General features: G+C 64.9%; 19 protein-coding genes. 12 read left to right on the forward strand and 7 right to left on the reverse strand.

Annotated elements, in window-relative coordinates; genetic code table 11:
- Positions 1-43 precede the first annotated feature (43 nt).
- The 9 genes from AAIH46_RS16565 to AAIH46_RS16605 all read left to right on the forward strand — a co-directional run bounded on the left by AAIH46_RS16565 (position 44) and on the right by AAIH46_RS16605 (position 10,182).
- The gene (locus tag AAIH46_RS16565) at positions 44-838 is read left to right on the forward strand and encodes an ABC transporter permease (RefSeq protein WP_430307080.1); all 795 of its coding nucleotides are present in this window, start codon (positions 44-46) and stop codon (positions 836-838) included.
- The gene (locus AAIH46_RS16570) at positions 835-1,779 is read left to right on the forward strand and encodes an ABC transporter substrate-binding protein (RefSeq protein ID WP_430307082.1); all 945 of its coding nucleotides are present in this window, start codon (positions 835-837) and stop codon (positions 1,777-1,779) included. The genes AAIH46_RS16565 and AAIH46_RS16570 overlap by 4 nt, the downstream gene beginning before the upstream one ends.
- Positions 1,776-2,522, forward strand: coding sequence for a hydroxyethylthiazole kinase (locus tag AAIH46_RS16575; protein ID WP_430307084.1), 747 nt, complete (start codon positions 1,776-1,778; stop codon positions 2,520-2,522). Before AAIH46_RS16570 ends, AAIH46_RS16575 begins: the two co-directional genes overlap by 4 nt.
- A complete protein-coding gene (thiE, locus tag AAIH46_RS16580; protein WP_430307086.1) occupies positions 2,509-3,171 on the forward strand; it encodes a thiamine phosphate synthase in 663 nt (220 codons plus the stop codon). Before AAIH46_RS16575 ends, thiE begins: the two co-directional genes overlap by 14 nt.
- Complete coding sequence (thiD, locus tag AAIH46_RS16585) at positions 3,168-3,968, forward strand: bifunctional hydroxymethylpyrimidine kinase/phosphomethylpyrimidine kinase (protein ID WP_430307088.1); 801 nt, start codon at positions 3,168-3,170, stop codon at positions 3,966-3,968. Before thiE ends, thiD begins: the two co-directional genes overlap by 4 nt.
- Positions 3,965-5,743 (forward strand): TRAP transporter large permease subunit, encoded by a 1,779-nt coding sequence (locus tag AAIH46_RS16590; RefSeq protein ID WP_430307089.1) that lies wholly within the window; start codon positions 3,965-3,967, stop codon positions 5,741-5,743. The genes thiD and AAIH46_RS16590 overlap by 4 nt, the downstream gene beginning before the upstream one ends.
- Positions 5,744-5,757: 14 nt before the next feature.
- Positions 5,758-6,744: a TRAP transporter substrate-binding protein gene (locus AAIH46_RS16595; RefSeq protein WP_430307091.1), complete on the forward strand. Its 987-nt coding sequence runs from the start codon at positions 5,758-5,760 to the stop codon at positions 6,742-6,744.
- Positions 6,745-6,787: 43 nt separating this feature from the next.
- Positions 6,788-7,348: a recombination regulator RecX gene (gene recX, locus AAIH46_RS16600; RefSeq protein ID WP_430307092.1), complete on the forward strand. Its 561-nt coding sequence runs from the start codon at positions 6,788-6,790 to the stop codon at positions 7,346-7,348.
- Between the two features lie 212 nt (positions 7,349-7,560).
- Positions 7,561-10,182, forward strand: a complete 2,622-nt coding sequence (locus tag AAIH46_RS16605; protein WP_430307094.1) for a DNA translocase FtsK — start codon at positions 7,561-7,563, stop codon at positions 10,180-10,182.
- A gap of 3 nt (positions 10,183-10,185) precedes the next feature.
- Here the strand turns inward: AAIH46_RS16605 and AAIH46_RS16610 are convergent, their stop codons facing one another.
- The 6 genes from AAIH46_RS16610 to AAIH46_RS16635 all read right to left on the reverse strand — a co-directional run bounded on the left by AAIH46_RS16610 (position 10,186) and on the right by AAIH46_RS16635 (position 15,377).
- Positions 10,186-11,538: an LLM class flavin-dependent oxidoreductase gene (locus AAIH46_RS16610; RefSeq protein WP_430307095.1), complete on the reverse strand. Its 1,353-nt coding sequence runs from the start codon at positions 11,536-11,538 to the stop codon at positions 10,186-10,188.
- A gap of 25 nt (positions 11,539-11,563) precedes the next feature.
- Positions 11,564-12,352: a histidine utilization repressor gene (gene hutC, locus AAIH46_RS16615; protein WP_430307096.1), complete on the reverse strand. Its 789-nt coding sequence runs from the start codon at positions 12,350-12,352 to the stop codon at positions 11,564-11,566.
- A gap of 2 nt (positions 12,353-12,354) precedes the next feature.
- Positions 12,355-13,146: an amino acid ABC transporter ATP-binding protein gene (locus tag AAIH46_RS16620; RefSeq protein WP_430307097.1), complete on the reverse strand. Its 792-nt coding sequence runs from the start codon at positions 13,144-13,146 to the stop codon at positions 12,355-12,357.
- Positions 13,143-13,811: an amino acid ABC transporter permease gene (locus tag AAIH46_RS16625; protein WP_430307098.1), complete on the reverse strand. Its 669-nt coding sequence runs from the start codon at positions 13,809-13,811 to the stop codon at positions 13,143-13,145. The genes AAIH46_RS16620 and AAIH46_RS16625 overlap by 4 nt, the downstream gene beginning before the upstream one ends.
- A complete protein-coding gene (locus tag AAIH46_RS16630; protein WP_430307099.1) occupies positions 13,808-14,449 on the reverse strand; it encodes an amino acid ABC transporter permease in 642 nt (213 codons plus the stop codon). The genes AAIH46_RS16625 and AAIH46_RS16630 overlap by 4 nt, the downstream gene beginning before the upstream one ends.
- Before the next feature lie 100 nt (positions 14,450-14,549).
- Positions 14,550-15,377, reverse strand: coding sequence for a transporter substrate-binding domain-containing protein (locus tag AAIH46_RS16635; RefSeq protein ID WP_430307346.1), 828 nt, complete (start codon positions 15,375-15,377; stop codon positions 14,550-14,552).
- Between the two features lie 268 nt (positions 15,378-15,645).
- Here AAIH46_RS16635 and AAIH46_RS16640 point away from each other — a divergent pair, with 268 nt between their 5' ends.
- From AAIH46_RS16640 to AAIH46_RS16650, 3 genes are all read left to right on the forward strand, one after another.
- Positions 15,646-17,421, forward strand: coding sequence for an ABC transporter ATP-binding protein (locus tag AAIH46_RS16640; protein WP_430307347.1), 1,776 nt, complete (start codon positions 15,646-15,648; stop codon positions 17,419-17,421).
- A gap of 195 nt (positions 17,422-17,616) precedes the next feature.
- Positions 17,617-20,337: an ABC transporter transmembrane domain-containing protein gene (locus tag AAIH46_RS16645; protein ID WP_430307100.1), complete on the forward strand. Its 2,721-nt coding sequence runs from the start codon at positions 17,617-17,619 to the stop codon at positions 20,335-20,337.
- 38 nt (positions 20,338-20,375) lie between these two features.
- Positions 20,376-20,840: a cyclic nucleotide-binding domain-containing protein gene (locus tag AAIH46_RS16650; RefSeq protein WP_430307101.1), complete on the forward strand. Its 465-nt coding sequence runs from the start codon at positions 20,376-20,378 to the stop codon at positions 20,838-20,840.
- Between the two features lie 44 nt (positions 20,841-20,884).
- Here AAIH46_RS16650 and AAIH46_RS16655 read toward each other — a convergent pair whose 3' ends face one another.
- Positions 20,885-21,367, reverse strand: a complete 483-nt coding sequence (locus AAIH46_RS16655) for a class I SAM-dependent methyltransferase (RefSeq protein WP_430307102.1) — start codon at positions 21,365-21,367, stop codon at positions 20,885-20,887.
- Positions 21,368-21,377 lie beyond the last annotated feature (10 nt).

A 21,377-nucleotide genomic window follows, 5' to 3' on the forward strand; every position in this document is an offset into this window, starting at 1 on the left:
CGTCGTCTTGCCCCGAACCTCGCTTAAGTCCGCCGGCTGAGCCATGCGTGCGTCCGAGGGGAGTTTTGCCCTGATCCTTCTTGCGGGTGTGTGGCAGGCAGTCGTGACGGTGCTTGCGCCGCCGCGATACCTGCTGCCGTCACCGCTTTCGGTCGCCGACGTGTTCGTTCGCCAGCCGGCTTTCCTGCTGCATCACGGCCTGATCACGGCTGGCGAAATCCTCGTTGGTCTTCTGGCCGGCAGCCTGCTCGGTGCTGCAACCGCCATTGCGGTGGCGGCAATGCCGCGATTGGGGCAGATCGTCTGGCCGCTGGTGCTGGTCGTCCAGGCGTTCCCGGTCTTCGTGCTGGCACCGGTGCTGGTGCTCTGGTTCGGTTTCGGCATCGCCTCCAAGGTGGCGATGACGGTGATCATCATCTTCTTCCCGGTTGCCTCGGCGCTCGCCGACGGCCTTCGACGGACCGATCCGGACATCCTCGATGCGGCAAGGCTGACACCGGCCAGCCACTGGCAGATCCTGCGCCATCTGCGCCTGCCACTGGCGCTTCCGTCGCTGGTCTCCGGTCTGCGGGTCGCGGCACCGCTCGCACCTTTGGGCGCCGTCGTCGGCGAATGGGTCGGCGCGGCCGGCGGCCTCGGCTTCATCATGGTGCAGGCCAATGCCCGCATGCAGGCCGACATGCTGTTTGCCGCCATGATCGTGCTGGCGCTGTTCACCGTCGCTCTGCGCCTTCTCGTCGACCGGCTGACGGCCGGCCTTGCTCCCTGGGCGCGCGAGACCCTCGACGCTCCTCTTTCCTTGCCTCTCTCACTGAAACCCAGAAGGTCATCCCGATGAAACGCCTGCTGCCCGCTCTCGCCACGGCGCTCCTGATCAGCCTTGCTCCGGCCGCCGCCCAGGCCGCCGACAAGCTGTCGGTGCTGCTCGAATGGTTCGTCAATCCTGACCATGCGCCGCTGGTCGTCGCCCAGGAAAAAGGCTTCTTCCGCGATCAGGGGCTGGAGGTCGAGCTCATCCCGCCTGCCGATCCGTCGGCCGTGGCGCGGCTCATCTCGACGAAGCAGGCGGATATCGGCATCCACTACCAGCCGAACCTCTACCTCGACCATGCGGCCGGCCTGCCGCTCGTCCGCTTCGGCACGCTGGTCGAGACGCCGCTCAACACCGTCACCGTGCTTGCCGACGGGCCGATCAAGAGCTTCAAGGACCTGAAGGGCAAGAAGATCGGCTTTTCGGTCTCGGGCTTCGAGGATGCGATGCTGAAGCGGATGTTGGCGGGCGAGGGCGTCGACGTGAAGGACGTCGAGCTCATCAACGTCAACTTCTCCCTGTCGCCCTCGCTGATCGGCGGCAAGGTGGATGCGACCGTCGGCGGCTTCCGCAACTTCGAGCTGACGCAGATGCGTCTGGAAGGTCACGAAGGCCGCGCCTTCTATCCGGAAGAACACGGCGTGCCGCTCTATGACGAGCTCATCTTCGTCACGCATAAGGATCTGGTGAAGGATGACCGCCTGCCGCGCTTCCTTGCAGCCGTCGAACAGGCCTCCGTCTACCTGACCAACCATCCGCAAGAAGCCTGGCAGATGTTCATCAAGGCTTACCCCAACCTCGATGACGCCCTGAACCGCCAGGCCTTCATCGACAGCCTGCCGCGTTTCGCCAAGCGGCCGGCAGCGCTCGATCGCGGCCGTTACGAACGCTTCGGCGCCTTCATGGCAGAAAGCGGGCTTGTTCCGGTCGCGCCGTCCGTCGACGATCTGGCGGTGGAACTGCGATGACGGCGCCGACATCCACACCATCGCCGGCAACGGCCGCCGAGCTGCTTGCCCGCGTGCGTCAGGCCAGGCCGCGGGTCCACTGCCTGATGAACACGGTGGTGCAAAAGTTCACCGCTGATGGCATCTCGGTCATCGGCGGCATTCCGTCGATGACCTCGTCCATGGAGGAGATCGCCGACTTCGTCGCCAGGGCCGACGCTCTGACGATCAACCTCGGCACGCTTGATGCGGAGCGGCGAAAGGTGATCCGGCTGGCCGTCGATGTCGCCAATGCCAAGGGCAAGCCGTGGATCCTCGATCCGGTCCACTGCGACTACTCGCCGACGAGGCTGGCCTTCGCCCGCGAGCTGATCGCGCTCGGGCCGACGGTCGTGCGCGGCAACCGTGCGGAAATGCAGCTGATCGGCGAGACGCGGTCTAGCCTGCGCATCCAGACGGGACCCGTCGATCTGCTGGAGGATGACGGCCGGCGCGTCTCGGTCGCCAATGGTCATGCCTGGATGGCCCAGGTCACCGGCACCGGCTGCCTGTCCGGCGGCGTCATCGCCGCGTTTTTGGCGGTCGAGCCGAACGCGCTGACGGCGGCAGCGGCGGCGCTTGCGACCACCGGCGTTGCGGCGGAGCTGGCAGCCGCTCAGGCGCGCGGGCCGGGCAGTTTCGAGCCTGCCTTCCTCGATGCACTCGCCGCACTCGACGGCGCAGATCTCCTCCAACGCGCACGGATAGACCATGACACGCATTGACTACCGCCTGAATGCCATCGTCGATGCCGGTCTGGCCGATATCGGCCACCTGCCGGACCTGGCAGCGATCGCCGCGAGGAATGGCGCGACGCTGATCCAGTACCGCGACAAGACCGCCTCGACCCGCCTGATGATCGAGCGGGCGCAAGCCATTCGCGACGCACTCCTCGGCACTGGCGTGCCGCTGGTCGTCAACGACCGCGTCGATGTGGCACTTGCCGCCGGCGCGGATGGCGTGCATCTCGGTGCCGACGACATGGCTGCCGACACCGCACGCCGGCTTCTAGGCCCGGATGCGATCATCGGGCTCACCGTCAAGACACCGGAGGATGCCGACCGCGCCGGTCGTGCGCCCGTCGACTATGCCTGCATCGGCGGCGTTTTCGAAACCCTGTCGAAGGTCAATCCGGATCCGCCGGTCGGGCTCGATGGGCTGAAAGCCCTTCGCGATACCATCCGCCGGCTCAACCCGGCGCTGCCCGTCGGCGCCATCGCCGGCATCACGCTCGATAGGATACCGGAGGTGATTGCCGCCGGAGCCGATGGTGTCGCTGTCATCTCCGCGCTGTTTCGCACAACGGACATCGGCGGTGCGGTTCGTGATTTTCGCACCCGTATCGACATGGCATCGAAGGAGACACGCATATGACGGCAATCGCGCTGACCATTGCCGGATCGGACAGCGGCGGTGGCGCCGGCATCCAGGCGGACCTGAAGACCTTCTCGGCGCTCGGCTGCTACGGCGCCAGCGTCATCACCGCGATCACGGCGCAGAACACCCGCGGCGTCACGGCAGTCGAGGATGTCTCCGCGCCGATGATCGCCGCACAGATGGCTGCAATCTTTTCCGATTTGGCGGTCAGTGGCGTGAAGATCGGCATGGTGTCGCGGATCGAGACCATCCACACCGTCGCCGAGGGATTATCCGGCTATGGCGGCCCGATCGTCGTCGATCCGGTGATGGTGGCGACGTCCGGCGACCGGCTGCTGCAGGAGGATGCGATCGCCGCCCTGCGCGAGAAACTGCTGCCGCTGGCCAGGGTGGTGACGCCCAATCTGCCGGAGGCCGCGCTGCTGACCGGACGGCCGCTCGCGACCAGCGAATCCGAGATGGAGGATCAGGCCCGCCAGATCCTGACCTTCGGTGCCCAAGCCGTGCTGATAAAGGGCGGCCACGCAACGGGCGACGAAAGCGTCGACCTGCTGGTCACCGCGCAAAGCACGCTGCGCCTGACGGCGCCCCGGATCGACACCCGCAATGATCACGGAACAGGCTGCACGCTGGCCGCGGCGGTCACCGCGCATCTGGCGCACGGCCTGTCGCTCGTCGAGGCAGCGCGGGAGGCCAAACGCTATCTGCATGCGGCGCTTGTCGCCGGGGCAGGGCTGCGCGTCGGGCAGGGCCGTGGACCAGTGCACCATTTCCATGGCTGGTGGCCGGCGTGATCAAGCGCCTGGAAGCCGGGCTCGAAGCACTGCTCGGAGCGCTTTCCGCAGCACTCCTGCTGATGCTGCTTGCGACGGTGATCGTCAACGTCATCCTGCGCTATGGCTTTCAGTCCGGTTTCGTCGGGATCGAGGATCTTGGCATCTGGCTGCACGTGGCGCTGATCGCCGTCGCTTCGCCGCTTGCCCTCAAGGGGCCGCGGTCGATGCGCTTCGACGTCGGGCTGCGGCTGATGCCGGCGCGCCTGAAGGTGGCAGCCGGAATCGGCGCCGATTCGGTGAGCACCATCGCGGCGCTGACGTTGCTGTCGGGCGGCTGGCAGACGATGGCGCTGCTCGGCGGCACGTCGCCGACGCTCGGCCTGCCCGAATGGCTGCGTTTCCTGTTGTTCGCAGTAAGCGGCGGACTTCTGCTCGCCGTCCTGCTGCTCCAGCGAACCAATGAGGGCCGCGCCCGAGAAGTGATCATTTCCGTCCTCGTCGGTGGCGGGATCTATGTGCTGGCGCCGCATCTGTCGATCGAGACGTCGCTGCCGCCTAGCGCCTTCCTCGCGATGATCGCCGGTCTCGGACTGTTGCTGTCAGCACCGCTGGCGCATGCTTTTCTCGCGGCGGCAGCGCTTGCCGTGCCGTTCGGCAGCAGCCTCACCGAGCCGGCACTGGTGTCTTCGGCCGTCAACGGCATGTCGAAATTCCTGCTGCTCGCCGTGCCGTTCTTCCTGCTCGCCGGCGGCCTGCTGACGGTCTCGGGGGCAGCAGCGCGGCTCGTCGCCTTCGCTGCGACGCTGGTCGGGCACCGCAGGGCGGGACTGGCGCAGACCGTGCTCTTGACCAGCGTCATCTTCTCCGGCGCCTCCGGCTCGTCGGTCGCCAATGCCGCCTTCGGCGCCGCCACTTTCCAACCGCACCTGGTGAAGAACGGTTATCCGCCGGCGCAGGCCGGTGCCGTTATCGCCGCTGCCTCGGTGCTCGACAACGTCATCCCGCCGTCGATCGCCTTCCTGCTGCTGGCGGCAGCGACCAATCTGTCAGTCGGGGCCCTGATGACCGGCGGCTTCTTCGCCGGTGGCGTCATGGCGCTGTTCCTCGCCATCGCCATCCACCTGTCGGTGAAGGCGCGCCCGGAGGGGTGGGCGGCAACCGGCGCGCAGCGAGCAGCCGCCGCACTTTCGGCGCTGCCTGCCTTCGGGCTCGGCGTCATCGTCGTCTTCGGCATTCGTTTTGGCATCGTCACGCCCACCGAAGCGGCGGCCATGGCTGCGGCCTACACGCTTGTCCTTGCACTCACCGCTCGGATCTCGGCAAAATCCCTGTTCTGCGCCTTCCGTCAGGCGGCCGCGGAAGCCGGCGCCATCGGCTTGCTGATCGGTTCGGCGGGTCCCTTCGCCTTCCTGCTCGCCGTCGACGATGTCGGCGGCCTGATCGCCGGTGCCGTGAACTCCTTCGGCAGCAGTCCCTGGCTGGTCCTGCTGATGGCCAATCTGGTCTTGCTGGTGGCCGGCCTCGTGCTCGATATCGGTGCGGCGATCCTGCTGCTGGGACCGATCCTCCTGCCGGTGGCGACCGCCGCCGGCATCGATCCTGTGCGTTTCGGGGTCATCCTGGTGGTTAACCTGATGATCCACGGGCTGACGCCGCCGATCGGCATGCTGATCTTCGTCGTCTCCGGCGTCACCAAGGTGCCGGCGCCGGACCTCTTCCGCGCCGTGCTTCCTTATCTCTTCGCACTTCTGCTGGCGCTCGCGGCCCTGTCCGCCGCCGCTCTGCTTCTCTGAAAGGACTTTGAAACATGCTGACTCGCCGCACACTGCTGACAACGTCGGCCGCCGGTCTTCTCGGAGCGCCGATGCTGGCGCGGCCAGCCTTCGCCCGGACGACGGCGATCACCGTCGCCTCGCTGCTCGGCGAGGACAAGCCGGAGACGAAGATCTGGCGGCGGATCGCCGAACGGGTGGAGGCAAGACTTCCCGGTCGCTTCCGCTTCAACATCGTGCCGAACGGCGCGTTGGGGGGCGAGAAGGAGGTGGCCGAGGCCATGCGGCTCGGCTCGGTGCAGGCGAGCCTCTCCACCGTCTCGGCGCTGTCAGGCTGGGTGCCGCAACTGCAGATTCTCGACCTGCCCTTCCTGTTTCGCGATGCCGCCCACCTCCGTCGCGTGGTGGAGGGTGATCTCGGACAGGACCTCGCAAAGCGCCTCGAAGCGGAACAGTTCATTGCCTGCGGCTTCATCGATTACGGCGCTCGGCATCTCCTCACCAAGGAGCCGGTGACACGGCCGGAACAGATGAAGGGCAAGCGCATCCGGGTCATCCAGAGCCCGCTGCACACCAGATTGTGGCGCGCCTACGGCGCCGCGCCGGTAGGTATCCCGATCACCGAGACGTACAACGCGCTGTCCACCGGCATAGCCGATGCCATGGATCTGACGAAATCCGCCTATGCCGGTTTCAAGCTCTACGAGGTGGTGCCATCGATGACTGAGACCGCCCATATCCGCGCCTCCGGCGTCGTCTATTTTGCCGCAAGCTTCTGGAACCGGCTGGAGGCCGAAGAGCAGGCGGTTCTTCGCGAGGTAGCGGCTGAGGGCGCGCTTTACTTCAACCAGCAGATCCTCGAGGACGAAGCGCGGTCGGTGGAAGTGGCGCTCGCGCATGGCGGAACGCTGCTGGAGCCTGAGGACATCGAGGCATGGCAGGCGGGCGCTCACGGTGTGTGGCAGGATTTTGCGTCGGTGGTCGGCGGCATGCCGCGCATCGAGGCTGTTCTCAAAGCCTGAGGTATCTGGCATCGGCGCGGCTTTCGGCCTATGACGAGGCACCATGAGCGACGATGAAACGCCTGCCGAACCGAGCGTGCCGACGGCACGCATGCTGACATGGGTGCGCAACTCTGCCGCCTATCGGCTGGCAAAGCAGATGATGACCGAAAAGCAGCTGTCGGACGCCATCAGCCGCAAGGCGCGGCAGAAGTTCGATGGCATCAGCGACGAGCAGGTGGAGGCGCTGGCAAGGGCCGCTGTCGCCTTCGGGCTCGACCTCAAGGCACTCGATGACACCGCCTATGCCGAGATCCGCACCCGCTCGTCGGCGCGCGCCGGCAAATCGCGCAAGGCCATCGCCCAGGCGCTCTCCCGTAAAGGCATCGACCGGGAGATCGTCGCGCAGGCAGTGAGCGACACGGACGATCTGAAGGCGGCGATCGTCTACGCCCGCCGTCGCGCCTTCGGGCCGTTCAGGCGCGTCGAACTCGATGACCGGCAGAAGGCCAAGGAACTCTCCGCTTTCGCGCGGCAGGGATTTTCCTATGACATTGGCGCGCGCGTTTTCCGCATGGATCGGGATGAGGCGGACGAGATGCTGGGTAGCGACGCCTTCTCGTGAGCGGCTTGCGCCGTTTACCCTGTCACTCCGTTCCCCGAAGGATTTTGCGCAGTTATATTTCTCCGAGAAATCAGGATGATAGGCTATGATCATCAGCGTTTTCCGGCGCGGTCGGGGTGCCAAATTGTAGAGCGGGATGGGGCTCCGGAAAGGAGGCGTTAACCTTTATTTTCTACTCCATAAGACTGCCAATTCAGTACGCGGTCGGTGCCATGCAATTTCCCAGAACCAACTTCAACCAAGCCTCCCAGAACGGCCAGTCCGAGGATGGACCTGAGCCGGTAGCGACGCATGGCCAGGAGACTCTGCCGCAATCGGTCGATCCCAACGCAGCAGTGATCCAGCATGCGCCGTGGCAGGCCGCTTTCAAGCTGGCGCCCAATGTCCGTTTTACCCGCACGCCCGAGACGGCACTGGCACGTCCGCGCGGCCGTGATCCGGTCGGCCCCGTCGCGCCGGAGGAACGCGTGCCGGCGGCAACCGGCCGTCTTGTCGAACCCGTCGATGTCGATCCTTCCGGCGTGCCGCAGACCGAGACCCTGGCACCGGAACTGCTGGTAACGGCGCTGAACGGCGTCGCATCCGCCATGCAGCAGCCGATCCCCGCCAACCTGCCGCAGATGCCGAAGGTCAAGCCGGAGCCATCGCCGCGCGCGCTGATCTTCAAGCGAACCCGCCCTGAGGCCGATCCGAAGCCGCAGGAAGCCGTGCCTGCCGCAGCACCGGTTGCCCTCACCTTGCCCGAACCCACGGTCGCTGTGGCTCCGGTCACCACACCGGCGCCTGCAAAACTCTGGCTGTCGGACTTCGCCTTCTTCGAGGCTGGTATCGAGATGGAAGCACCGGCGCAGGCCGCTGCGCTTCAGCCGGTCGTTGCCACGCTGCCCATCGCGATGCCGCCCGTTCCCTATGTCGGCCGTGCCGCCGAAATCGTCCGTCAGTCGCTGCCGATCGAGCCGAACACGGTGACGGCGCTCTACCGCGAAGTCCGGCCCGGTGCGACGCCGCGCCCAGCCATGCAGGTCGCGGCGCAGCCACTGGTCCAGTCAGTAGTTCATCCGGGTGCAACACCCGTCTCGCAGGCTGCTTCACCGGTGCTTCCGGTCCAGACACCGCCGCAGGCGGCGGCCGTCGAACCTCAGCCCGTCGAACCGGTGGCCCCGGCCGCGGAGACACCGGCACCGCTGGTCAGCATCCATGCCGCTCCGGCGGAACGCACCATCCCGATGACGATACGTCGCCCGCAACCCGGCCTGCTCGGGCTGGGTGGCGGCCTGACGCCGCGCAAGAGCGACGATTCCTACGAATTCCCGCCGATCTCGCTGCTCCAGCAGCCGTTCGGCCAGCAGGCCGAGGCCGTACAGCCGGATGCCCTGCAGCAGAGCGCCGGACTTCTGGAAAGCATCCTCGAAGACTTCGGCGTCAAGGGTGAGATCATCGACGTGCGTCCCGGCCCGGTCGTCACGCTTTATGAATTCGAGCCGGCACCCGGCGTCAAATCCTCGCGCGTCATCGGCCTTGCCGACGATATCGCCCGCTCCATGTCGGCGCTTTCGGCGCGTGTCGCCGTCGTCCCCGGCCGTAACGTCATCGGCATCGAGCTTCCGAACGCCGTGCGCGAAGTCGTGTTCTTCCGCGAACTCATCGAATGCGAGGATTACTGGGAGACGAAGCATCGCCTGCCGCTCTGCCTCGGCAAGACGATCGGCGGCGAACCGGTCATCGCCGAGCTTGCCAAGATGCCGCATCTTCTCGTTGCCGGCACCACCGGTTCCGGCAAGTCGGTTGCCATCAACACGATGATCCTGTCGCTTCTCTACCGGCTGCGTCCGGAAGAATGCCGCCTGATCATGATCGACCCGAAGATGCTGGAGCTGTCCGTCTATGACGGCATTCCGCACCTGCTGACGCCGGTCGTCACCGATCCGAAAAAGGCCGTGCTGGCGCTCAAATGGGCCGTGCGCGAGATGGAGGATCGCTATCGCAAGATGTCGCGCCTCGGCGTGCGCAACATCGACGGCTACAATGCCCGTGCCGCCCAGGCCCGCGAAAAGGGCGAGACGATCACCGTCAGCGTCCAGACCGGCTTTGATCGCAACAGCGGCGAGATCGTCTACGAGGACCAGGAACTCGACCTGTCGCCGATGCCCTACATCGTCGTCGTGGTCGACGAGATGGCCGACCTGATGATGGTCGCCGGCAAGGAAATCGAAGGCGCGATCCAGCGGCTGGCGCAGATGGCGCGCGCTGCCGGCATCCACCTGATCATGGCGACCCAGCGCCCCTCCGTCGACGTCATCACCGGCACGATCAAGGCGAACTTCCCGACGCGTATCTCCTTCCAGGTCACCTCGAAGATCGACAGCCGCACCATCCTTGGCGAAATGGGGGCCGAACAGCTTCTCGGCCAAGGCGACATGCTGCACATGGCCGGCGGCGGGCGCATCAGCCGCGTCCACGGACCCTTCGTCTCGGATGCCGAGGTCGAGCACGTGGTGACGCACCTGAAGGCGCAGGGGCGTCCGGACTATCTCGGCAACGTCACCGAAGACGAGAGCGAGATGGACGACGAGCCGGACGCAGACGCCGCAGTCTTCGATCGCACCGGCATGGGTGCCGAGGATGGCGACGATCTCTACGACAAGGCCGTCAAGGTGGTCATGAAGGATCGCAAGTGCTCGACCTCCTACATCCAGCGGCGCCTGTCGATCGGCTACAACCGCGCCGCCTCGCTGGTCGAGCGGATGGAGCAGGAGGGCCTCGTCGGTCCGGCAAACCATGTCGGCAAGCGCGAGATCATCTCCGGCAAGCCGTCCGGCAGCAGCGAGGACTGATCCTCACGTCTCCTGGCGGGCAGCCGCATAGCGGTTGGCCGGCATCGACAGGCCGAGGTTCTCGCGCAGCGTCGAGCCTTCGTATTCGTCGCGGAAAAGACCGCGGCGACGCAGTTCCGGCAGCACCAGCTCGACGAAATCGTTGAGGCTCGCAGGCAGCGTCGGCAGCATCAGGATGAAGCCATCGGCGGCGCCTGCCTCGAACCATTCCTCCATGAAGTCGGCGATCTCGGTCGGCGTGCCGGTAATCCCGTTGCCGGTGCTCTTTTCCGCATAATGGCGGATCAGGTGGCCGAGCGTGTGCCCTTGGCGGATATAGTCGGTCAGTTCCTCGAACAGCGCCTTGGAGCCCTTCGGTTCGGCCGGCAACCGCTCCATCGGGAACGGCTCGTCGAGCGGGGCGCCCGAGAGATCCGTCTCAAGGAACTCGCCGAGCATCCAGCGGCCGACATCCGGATGCAGGTTGTCGATGAGGAAATCCACCTTCGCCTGCGCTTCAGCCTTCGTTTCCCCGACATTGATGACGACGCCCGGCATCATCTTCAGGTCGCTGGTCTGTCGGCCGAACTTCGCCATGCGGCCCTTGACGTTGTCGGCGAAGGCCTTGTTGCGCTGAAGGTTGGAGGCAAGGCTGAAGACGATTTCGGCGGTGCGCGCGGCAAGCTCCATGCCCGGTTCCGATCCGCCGGCTTGCGCGATTACCGGCCGCCCTTGCGGCGAGGCGGCGATGTTCAGCGGCCCACGCACCTGGAAATGCGGACCCTTGTGGTTCAGCAGGTGCAGCTTGTCCTTGTCGTGGTAGAGGCCCGCCTGCTTGTCGAGGATCAGGGCGTTCGGCTCAAAGCTGTCCCAGAGGCCGAACACCACGTCGACGAACTCGGCGCCGCGTTCGTAGCGCCAGCTGTGGGGCGGCAGGCCGTCAAAATTGTAGTTGTAGCCGGTCTCGTCATGGTCGGAGGTCACCACGTTCCAGCAGGCGCGGCCACCGCTCAGGTGGTCGATCGAGGCGAAAATCCGGGCGAGGTTGAACGGCTCGTAGAAGCTCGTCGAGGCGGTGGCGACGAAGCCGAGCTTTTCCGTCAGCACCGAGAGTGCCGAGATCAGCGACAGCGGCTCGAAACGGTTCATCTTGGTCGGCGAGCGGGCGAGCGCATCCGCATCGCCGATGGCAGCCGCCGGCGAATCGGCCAGGAACATGAAGTCGAACTTCGCCGCCTCGGAGATCCTGGCGACGTTGAGCAGGTGGTCGATCTTGTTGGCGCCGTGCACATCGGCATCCGGATGGCGCCAGGCGGCCGGGTTGAAGCCGAAGGTGTAGACGAAGGTTCCAAGCTTCAGTTTGTCGGGACGCGCCATGACGGCCTCCTCTCCATCGTGGGTTTCAGGATCTGTCGGCCGGCGACAGTGGCCGCTGCAGCGGCGTAAAGCGGGCCGTCAGGGAGTGGCGGCTGCCGGGGTAGGTGAGGCGGACACGGGTGATCGTCTCGTCCAGCCGCCAGGTCTGGCGATCGACGACCAGCACCGGTGCCGCAGCGGCGATGTTCAAGGCAAGGGCCGCATCCGCCGATGCCGTCGCAGCCGAGATACGGTGTTCGGCGGCATTCCACGGCACGTGCTGCAAAAGCCAAGGCCCGGGGGAAAGCGTAACGAAGGCTTCGTCCGCAGCTTCGGGCACGATCGACAGGTTGATGATCCTCTCCTCAAGGCAGAAGGGCCGCTCATCGGCCAGGTGCATCACCCGCAGCGCAACCAGCTTGCGGCGGGAGGGAAGGGCAGCGGATCGCAGTTCCGCCTTCGTCGGCAGCCGCAGTGTCCGCTCCAGCAGTTCGAACCGGTAGGACTGATCGAGCGCCCGGACCTCGTCGCCGATGTCGTAGATCTTGAGGATGGCGCTCTGCGTATCGCGGGCGGTGACGATGCTGCCGACCTTGCGCCGGCGCAGCACCAGCCCGGCGCGCGCCAACTGCGTCAGCACCTTGTTGACCGTCATCCGCGAGCAGCCGTAGGTCTCGGTCAGCGCCTGTTCGGACGGCACCTTGTGGCCGGGCGGCCAGCGGCCGGAGACGATGTTCTCCTGCAGATCGTCGAGGATCCGCTGATGCAGCGACGGGGCGGGCGACCTGCCGGTTGCCGGAACGAGTTCGCCGTGATGCCGCCCGACGCCTTGCATCGTCAGGCCAGCATGGATGCGCCACGATCCAGATAGGTATCGAGGAACTGTTCGAGGCGCGGGTGGCGCGGCTTGGCAAAGACTTCAGAGGGCGGTCCGGTAAACTGCAGGCGGCCATGGTCGAGGAAGCTGATCTGCTGGCCGACGGTCGCGGCAAAGCCGATCTCGTGGCTGACGACGACCATGGTCATGCCTTCGGCCGCGAGATCGCGCATGACGTTCAGCACCTCGCCGGTCAGTTCCGGATCGAGCGCCGAGGTCGGCTCGTCGAACAGCATGATCTTCGGCGAGAGCGCCAGCGCCCGGGCGATCGCGACGCGCTGCTGCTGGCCGCCGGACAGCTGCGACGGGTAGTGGCCGGCGCGGTTTTCCAGGCCGACCTTCTTCAGCTGCGCCATCGCTCGGTCTTCGGCTTCCGCTTTCGCCACCTTGTGCACCGTCTTCAGCGCCTCGGAGACGTTGCCCAGTGCCGTCATGTGCGGCCACAGATTGAACTGCTGGAAGACCATGCCGATCTGCGAACGCACGGCGCGGATCTGGCCTGCCGGCAGCCGCTCGCGCTCGCCCCTGGCGTTCTCGTAGAAGCCGAGTGCCTCGCCGTTGACGGTGATCATTCCTTCGCTCGCCTCCTCCAGGAAGGCGAGGCAGCGCAGCAGCGTGCTCTTGCCGGAGCCGGACGGGCCAATCAGGCAGGAAACCTTGCCTTCGGGCACGACCAGATCGATGTCCTGCAGCACCGTGGTGGTGCCGAACCGCTTGACGAGCTTGTGGACGGAAATGGCTGGTAGCGTCATGGCGCGGCGAACCTAAGGGTGGACAGACGGGATTCGGCAAATCGGCCGAGGCGGGCGGCGGCCTCGACGATCACCCAGTAGATGACGGCGAGAAGGAAGATCGCTTCGAGGAAGGCATATTCCTGCGAGCCAATGGCGCTGACGGTGGTCGTCAGTTCCGGCACGGTGATGATCGACAGCACGGCGGATTCCTTCAGCAGGATCACCGACAGGTTGACCGATGGCGGCAGCACGATCAGCGACATCTCCGGCAGCAGGATGCGGCGGATGATCTGCAGGCGCGACAGGCCGAGGCATTCGGCGGCTTCGACGTGGCCGTGGGGAACGGCGCCGTAGCCGGCCCTGAAGATCTCGGAATAGTAGGCGGCGGCGTAGATGCTGAGGCCAAAGAGGCCGCAGGGGATCGGATCAAGCGAAATGCCGATGAATGGTCCGCCGTAATAGACGAGAAAAATCTGGATGAGGAAGGGCGTGCCGCGCAGCACCTCGACCACGAGCCCCAACGGCAGGTCTAACAGCGCGCCGCCATATCGGCGAAGGGTCGCCACCACGAAGCCGAGCAGCACGCCGAGAAGCATGCCGGCGATCCACAGCGCCAGCGTGACGCCGATGCCGCTGACGATTTCCGGCAGGTGCCGGACGATGACGTTCGGATCGAAAATCATTTGACCGCTCCCGGCAGCGAGCGCTCGCCGTACCGGCCGGCCATTGCCACGCACCAGCAGATCACCAGGTAGATCAGCGCGGCGGAAGAGAAGATCTGGATCGGCAGGTAGGTCGACGAAGCAAGGTCCTGCGCCATGCGGGTGATCTCGATGATGCCGACCACCGAGACCAGCGACGAGGATTTGAGGATCATGATCGCCTCGTTGACCAGCGCCGGAAACGTCAGTCGCAGGGCGATCGGGATCTTGATACGGACGAACACCTGGCGCGGCGAGAAGCCAACCATGTCGGCCGCCTCAACCAGGCCGCGCGGCACGCTCTCAAAGCCGCCGCGCAGGTTTTCCGCCTGATAGGCGGCAGTGCACAGCGTCATGCCGATGATGGCGGCGACGATGCTCGGCACGTTGAGGCCGATGAACGGCAGAAGATTGTAGATCAGCAACAGCTGCACGAGGAGCGGCACGCCGCGGAAGAAGCTGATGAAGAACTGAGCCGGCCGGACGAAAAGCGGCCGGCCCGAAAGCAGCGCCGCCGAAAGCCCGAGCGCCAGCAGGAAGCCCAGTGCAATGGAGATGGCGCTGATGCCGATCGTCCAGACAGACGCCTGCACCAGGAGCATGAAAAGCGTGAAGGACATCAGGAGCGCGCACCTGTCGCGGAGCCTGCTGGCGGGATGACGTCCCGCTCAGCTTGAGGAAAGCCGGGCGCGCCACTGACGCGCCCGCACCGTGAAGGGATCAGATAGCCGGATCCTTGACGGCATCCGGGGTCTCGAACTTCGTGCCGAACCACTTTTCCTGCAGCGCCGCCATGCGGCCGTCGCCCTTCATCTTGATGAGCGCTGCGTCGATGGCGTCCATCAGCGGGGCGAAATCGGCATCCTTGCGGCCGACAAAGCCGAAATAGGTCTTCTTGCCGAAGGCCGGCGTCACGACTTCGAACATGCCGGCGCGCTGCTTGGCAACGAAGGCGATGTTGGGCAGCGAGTTGGCGACGGCGACGACGCGGCCGGCGGCCATGTCGGCATAGGCGTCGTTGAAGGCCGGATATTCGCGGATGTCGACCTTGGTCGGCAGCGTCGCGGAAAACTCGGTCAGCTGGGCGAGCTGGGCGGTGGCCTTGCCGACGCCGACGGCCTTGCCGGCGATGTCTTCCGGCTTGGTGATTGATGCATCGCCGGCCTTCTTGAGAATGGCGACTGTCGCTTCGGCGATCGGTGCGGTGAAACGGTAACGTTCCATGCGCGCCTTGGTGATCGTTGCCGGACCGGCGACGACGTCAAACTTGCCGGCTTCGAGGCCAGGCAGAACGCCTTCCCACGGCAGGGCGACCCATTCGATCTTGACGCCGAGTTCCTTGCCGACTTCGGCGAAGAGGTCGACGTTCAGACCGGAATGCTTGCCTGCGTCGATGAAATCGAAGGGAGCGAACGCGGTTTCGGTGCCCACCTTCATCACGCCGGCGGCCTTGACCTTGGCAAGAACGTCGTCCGCATGGGCGGAGACGCTCGCGCCGAACAATACTGCGGCGCCGAGAGCCGCCTTGAGGAAATATCTCTTCTGCATCATGATGACTCCCGTTGAAACTGGCGTGAAGCGCCGTCCCGCAGCGCTGTTCCCTGTTTTGGCTGCTTGTTGCAGCGCCTTTTGACTATACAAATAGAACCAGCGGCGCCATGGCTGTCAATCGTTCCTGAACAAATTTTTTGCATGCCCAATCGGGAGGCACACGCGGCCGATGGCCTTCTGCAGAGTTTGCCATTTGCAATTGCGGATGCCGCGGTTTATGCCGCTCCCCTTTGCCTGCCGATAGCGGAATCCCGAGACCGACATGATGTCCACGATCCTTCGGCGTTTCGCCGCCTATTATCGCCCCCATACGCGGCTGTTCGTTCTGGACTTCTCCTGCGCTGTGGTGTCAGGCCTGCTGGAACTGGCGTTTCCGGTCGCTGTGACGCTGTTTATCGACAGGCTGCTGCCGACCCAGCAGTTCGGCCTGATCGCGCTCGCGGCCGCCGGCCTGCTGGTCGTCTATCTCCTCAATGCCGGGCTGCAGGTGGTGGTGACCTACTGGGGCCACATGCTTGGCATCAACATCGAGACCGAGATGCGTCGAAAAGCCTTCGACCATCTGCAGAAGCTATCCTTCGGCTACTTCGACAACGAACGGACCGGCCGACTGGTGGCGCGGCTGACAAAGGATCTGGAAGAAATCGGCGAGGTCGCCCATCACGGGCCGGAAGACCTGTTCATCGCCATCATGACGCTGATCGGCGCGTTCTGGATCATGGCCTGGGTGCATCTGCCGATGGCGCTGATGGCGGCGATCATCGTGCCGCTCACCGCCTTTCTCACCAGCCACTACGGCCAGCGGATGACGGTCACCTGGCGGGCGCTCTATGGGCGGGTCGCCGATTTCAACACGCGCATCGAATCCAATGTCGGGGGCATTCGCGTCGTCCAGGCCTTCGCCAACGAGGATCACGAGCGCCGGCTGTTCGAGCACGACAACAGCCAGTATCGGGATACCAAGCTGCAGGCCTACCGCTTCATGGCGGCGTCCACCTCGCTCACCTACCTGTCGATGCGTTTCGTCCAGGTGGTGATCATGCTGGCAGGCGCCTGGTTCGTCACCCAAGGGTCGCTCAGCGCCGGAGGGTTTGTCGGCTTCCTGCTGCTGGTCAACGTCTTCCTGCGGCCGATCGAAAAGATCAACTCGGTGATCGAGACCTATCCCAAGGGCATTGCGGGCTTCCAGCGCTATCTCGGCTTCCTCGATCAGCAGCCGGACATCATCGACCGGCCGGACGCGCGCTCAGCCGGCCGGCTGCAGGGCGACATCGCCTACCGCAAGGTCAATTTCGGCTATGCCAACGGCCACAGGGTTCTCGACGGCATCGATTTCACCGTGCGGGCCGGCGAGATGATCGCCTTCGTCGGGCCGTCCGGCGCCGGCAAGACAACGCTTTGTTCGCTTCTGCCGCGCTTCTACGAGGTGACCGACGGCGCGATCACCATCGGCGGTATCGACGTGCGGGACATGACGCTCAAATCCTTGCGCAGCAATATCGGCATCGTCCAGCAGGACGTCTTCCTGTTCGCCGGCACGATCCGCGAGAACATCGCCTATGGGCGGCTCGATGCCAGCGAAGCGGACATCCTGCAGGCGGCGCACCGCGCGCGGCTCGACGATGTGATCGAGGCGCTGCCGGATGGACTCGACACGGTGATCGGCGAACGCGGCGTGAAGCTGTCGGGCGGACAGAAACAACGCCTGGCAATCGCCCGGATCTTCCTCAAGAACCCGCCGATCCTGATCCTCGACGAGGCGACCTCGGCGCTCGACACCGAAACCGAACGGGCGATCCAGGCATCGCTTGCCGAACTCTCCGTCGGCCGCACGACGCTGGTCATCGCCCACCGACTGGCGACCATCGCGAAGGCCGACCGGATCATGGTTGTCGAGCACGGCCGCATCGCCGAGGAAGGCAGCCATGCCGACCTGCTGGCGCGGCCAGACGGTCTCTACCGCCGGCTTCACCATATCCAGGTCGAAGGGGTGATGAACGGGGTCGGCGATCCGATGGATGCCGCAAGGCCGGCATCGTGAAGACGACGCCCGCGGGCTGCCGGCCGCCGCGCTTCGGCCACATGCCGTAGCGACGGCAGACCCCGCTTGCATAGCTGCCTTTCGGCCAGCCCGGTTTGCGCTGGCCGATGGACCTCGTATATATTCGCTTCCCTGACCTCGGCCGCCCATCGGGCCCGCCGCGGCCCCCCGCCGGACGCCGATGACAGACTGCTGATGGAAAAAAGCCTACTCCGCTATATCTGGAACCATACGCGCCCGCAGCAGATCTGGATCCTGGCGATCGTTCTGCTGTCGATGATCCCGTATTTCGCGGCCTTCGACCTGCCGAAGCAGATCATCAACGGCCCGATCCAGGGGCAGGGGTTCGAATCGCCGGACGCGACGGCGCTTTACCTGGAGTTCGACTTCACGGTTCCGTTGCTCAACTTGAACTTCTCGTTCGAGGGTTTCGAGCTCGATCGCCTGTCTATGCTGATGGCGCTCAGCGGCGTGTTCCTGCTGCTGGTGGTCATCAACGGCCTCTTCAAGTTCTACATCAACACCTACAAGGGCCGGCTCGGCGAACGGCTGCTGCGACGTGTCCGCTATGAATTGGTCGACCGGGTGCTACGCTTTCCACCGAGCGTGCTGAAGCAGGTTCACGGTGCCGAGATCTCGACCATGGTCAAGGACGAGGTGGAACCGTTCGGCGGCTTCACCGGCGATGCTTTCGTGCAGCCGGCGATGCTCGGCGGCCAGGCGGCGGCGGCGCTGTTCTTCATCTTCCTGCAGAATTTCTGGCTGGGGCTGATCGCCGCGGTGATGGTCGCCCTGCAGGTCGGCATCATCCCGAAAATGCGCCGCCGGCTGATCGATCTCGGGCGCCAGCGGCAGATCACGGCGCGCCATCTGGCCGGCAAGGTCGGCGAGATCGTCGACGGCATCGAAACCATCCACGCATACGACACCTCCAATTACGAGCGCGCCGATATCGCCCACCGTCTCGGGCTGATCTTCAAGATCCGCTACGACCTCTACAGGTGGAAATTCCTGGTCAAGTTCGTCAACAACTTCCTGTCGCAGCTGACGCCGTTCCTGTTCTATTCGATTGGCGGCTACTTTGCCCTGCGCGGTTCGCTCGACGTCGGTCAGCTGGTCGCCGTCATCAACGCCTACAAGGACCTGCCGGGACCGCTGAAGGAACTGATCGACTGGGACCAGGCCCGCCAGGACGTGCAGGTAAAATACGAGCAGGTGCTGGAGCAGTTCGAGCCCGGACAGTTGATCGATCCGTCGCTGCATGCGCTGGCGACGACGACGCCGACCCACGGCAGCGGACCGCTGGTCGCTCACAACGTGACGATCGTCGACGGAAGCGGAGCGAAGGTGGTGCAGAACGCCAACATCCGCATCGAACGCGGCGAGACGATCGCCATCATCGACAATCTCGGCAATGGCGCCGAGGCGCTTGCCGAAGCGTTCGGCCGTCTCGTCTGGCCGGTCTCCGGCCGCATCACGCTCGCCGAGACCGATCTTCTGGAGCTGCCGGAATCGGTCGCCGGACGGCGGATTTCCTACGTCTCCGGCGACAGCTATTTCTTCCACGGCAGCCTCAGGGACAATCTTCTGTACGGCCTCAAGCACGCGCCGATGACGACGGTCAACTATTCGGGCCGCGAGGCGGTGCAGCGCCAGTGGGAGATGCGTGAAGCGCAACTGGCGATGAACAACGACTACGATCTGAACGCCGACTGGATCGACCGGCGCTCGACCTCCGTGCTGCATGGCTCGGACGACGACATGGAGCAGTCGCTGGTGCGGGCCCTGGATGCGGTGCAACTGACCAACGAGGTCATGGAACTGGCGCTGCATTCGTTCTTCCACCCGGAAGACGATCCGGCGTTTGCCGAACGGGTCGTCGAGGTGCGCCATGCGCTGCGCGAGGCGCTGCAGGCGGAGGGGCTCGGGCATATCGTCGCCCACTTCGATCCGTCCGCCTACAATACCGAAGCCACCGTCGGCGAAAACCTGCTGTTTGCCGCGACACGCTTGTCGAGCACCGGCGAGGGCGATCTGTCGGAGAGCGACTACGTCTTCGACGTGCTGAAGGTCACCCGGCTGTTCGACATGCTCTACGACATGGGTTTGACGATTGCCGAGAACCTCGTGGAAATCTTTGGTGGCCTGCCGCCGGACCACCCGTTCTTCCAGCAACTGGACCAGATCACCGCCGAAGACATCACCTATTACCAGCAGCTGCTGTTGCGCCAGCAGGCGCGCGGCAATCAGAATGCCACCGATGACGAGGCGCGCGCGGTGGTGCGGCTGAGCCTCCACTATATCGAGCCGCGCTATCGTTTCGGTGTCCTGACCGAGGAGATCCAGAATGCCGTGGTGGCGGCGCGCGACCAGTTCTACGCCAGCCTGCCGCCGGAACTGCACGATCGCATCGAACGCTACGACCCACACCGCTACATGGCTGCGGCGACGCTGCGCGAGAACGTGCTGTTCGGCAAACTGTCCTACCGGGTGCCTGACGCGCCGGCCAAGGTGCGCCCGGTTGCGGCGCGCATCGTTCGGGAAAAGGGTCTGTTCCAGAATTTCCTGGCGCTTGGCCTGAACTTCGACGTCGGTGCCGGCGGACGACGCCTGACGCTCTCCCAGCGGCACAAGCTCAGCCTTGCCCGGGCGCTGGTTCGCCGTTCCGATTTCTACATCTTCAACAGGGCGCTTCCGGGTCTCGACAGACGAATGCAGGAGGAAATCGTCTCAGCGGTGCTTGATTTCGTCCGTGAGCAAGACAATGATCCATCAATCGTATGGGTTCTTTCGAACACATCGCTGTCACGATTGTTTCATCGAGTAATCGTATTCGATCGGGGGACGGTGGTCGAAGACGGAACCTTCGAGGCGCTGGACAAAGAGAGTGGGATATTCAAGTCGCTGGTCGCATGACCCTTTGCCGGCCGGCGCGCATAGGAATGGTGGACGCCATGATGCTCGACGACGAAGTACAGATGCTGCGGAACGTCTCCTATTTCGGGAAGGTCGACCCATGCAAGCTCAAGCTGATGGCATTTTCGTCGGACCGGGTCTGCTATAATCCGGGTGAAGTCCTGTTCAGCCAGGGTGATCAGGCCGATGCGGCCTATGTCATCCTGCGCGGCGAAGCCGAGCTTTGGGTCGGGTCGGCGTCCGTCGACATCAAGATAGGCACGGTCGGCCCGCAGTCCATCGTCGGCGAAATGTGCCTGCTCCGTGACGCGCCGCGGGCGGCGACCGTCAGAGCCTCAGGCGAGGTCGAGGCGCTGCGTATCAACAGGGACTGCTTCTTCCGGGTGATTGCCGACAATCCGCGCATCGGCATCGAAGTCAGCCGCGCGCTGGCCGAGACGCTGCGCGACCAGGCGATCCAGCTGCAGGCGCCGATGGCGAAAGCAACCGAGCCCAGCCACTGAGGCCCGGCTCGCAACACGCACGAATCTCCGAATACGTTCTGTCCTTAGACCCGCCGGTAGTGGAAGTATCGGCCTTCCTCGATTGTCGGCAGCTGCGGCAGACGTGACAGTTGCGGATGATCGAGCGGCAGGCCGCTCACCGCGTAGCCGCCCGGCTGCAGCATCCCCGCCACCATCTGCGGCAGCCAGGTCAGCGTGATGGCGTCCTTGTCGTCATAGCCGGTGCCGATATCGGCATGCACAAGTGCTGCGCCGCTGCCGACGAATGCCTGTCCGCTGTCCCTGATCTCGCCCTCGACGAAATCCTCCGGCTCTGGCGTTGCCGATGCATGCGAGGCGAGCTTTCGGTCGAAGGCGACGATCCGCCGCCCAGGAAAGTTCTCCCGGAGATGGCTGAAGGTGCGGCCGTTGCCGAGCCCGATCTCGAGGACCGCTCCCTCTACCGGCAGGTCCGGCAGATCGCGCACGTGGTTCAAGAGGTCCCGTTGCGCGCTCATGCGGTTGATGAAACTGTCCAGTCTGCTCACGAAACTCTCC

The sequence above is a fragment of the Rhizobium sp. 0TCS1.26 genome (genome assembly GCF_050455525.1).
In the GTDB taxonomy this organism is placed as follows: Bacteria; Pseudomonadota; Alphaproteobacteria; order Rhizobiales; family Rhizobiaceae; genus Neorhizobium.

Excerpts from the sequence above, each read along its gene's own strand:
- AAIH46_RS16565 (WP_430307080.1), top strand. The coding sequence starts at position 44 with ATGCGTGCGTCCGAGGGGAGTTTTGCCCTGATCCTTCTTGCGGGTGTG.
- AAIH46_RS16570 (WP_430307082.1), top strand. The coding sequence starts at position 835 with ATGAAACGCCTGCTGCCCGCTCTCGCCACGGCGCTCCTGATCAGCCTT.
- AAIH46_RS16575 (WP_430307084.1), top strand. The coding sequence starts at position 1,776 with ATGACGGCGCCGACATCCACACCATCGCCGGCAACGGCCGCCGAGCTG.
- thiE (WP_430307086.1), top strand. The coding sequence starts at position 2,509 with ATGACACGCATTGACTACCGCCTGAATGCCATCGTCGATGCCGGTCTG.
- thiD (WP_430307088.1), top strand. The coding sequence starts at position 3,168 with ATGACGGCAATCGCGCTGACCATTGCCGGATCGGACAGCGGCGGTGGC.
- AAIH46_RS16595 (WP_430307091.1), top strand. The coding sequence starts at position 5,758 with ATGCTGACTCGCCGCACACTGCTGACAACGTCGGCCGCCGGTCTTCTC.
- recX (WP_430307092.1), top strand. The coding sequence starts at position 6,788 with ATGAGCGACGATGAAACGCCTGCCGAACCGAGCGTGCCGACGGCACGC.
- AAIH46_RS16605 (WP_430307094.1), top strand. The coding sequence starts at position 7,561 with ATGCAATTTCCCAGAACCAACTTCAACCAAGCCTCCCAGAACGGCCAG.
- AAIH46_RS16610 (WP_430307095.1), bottom strand. The coding sequence starts at position 11,538 with ATGGCGCGTCCCGACAAACTGAAGCTTGGAACCTTCGTCTACACCTTC.
- hutC (WP_430307096.1), bottom strand. The coding sequence starts at position 12,352 with ATGCAAGGCGTCGGGCGGCATCACGGCGAACTCGTTCCGGCAACCGGC.
- AAIH46_RS16620 (WP_430307097.1), bottom strand. The coding sequence starts at position 13,146 with ATGACGCTACCAGCCATTTCCGTCCACAAGCTCGTCAAGCGGTTCGGC.
- AAIH46_RS16625 (WP_430307098.1), bottom strand. The coding sequence starts at position 13,811 with ATGATTTTCGATCCGAACGTCATCGTCCGGCACCTGCCGGAAATCGTC.
- AAIH46_RS16630 (WP_430307099.1), bottom strand. The coding sequence starts at position 14,449 with ATGTCCTTCACGCTTTTCATGCTCCTGGTGCAGGCGTCTGTCTGGACG.
- AAIH46_RS16635 (WP_430307346.1), bottom strand. The coding sequence starts at position 15,377 with ATGCAGAAGAGATATTTCCTCAAGGCGGCTCTCGGCGCCGCAGTATTG.
- AAIH46_RS16640 (WP_430307347.1), top strand. The coding sequence starts at position 15,646 with ATGTCCACGATCCTTCGGCGTTTCGCCGCCTATTATCGCCCCCATACG.
- AAIH46_RS16645 (WP_430307100.1), top strand. The coding sequence starts at position 17,617 with ATGGAAAAAAGCCTACTCCGCTATATCTGGAACCATACGCGCCCGCAG.
- AAIH46_RS16650 (WP_430307101.1), top strand. The coding sequence starts at position 20,376 with ATGATGCTCGACGACGAAGTACAGATGCTGCGGAACGTCTCCTATTTC.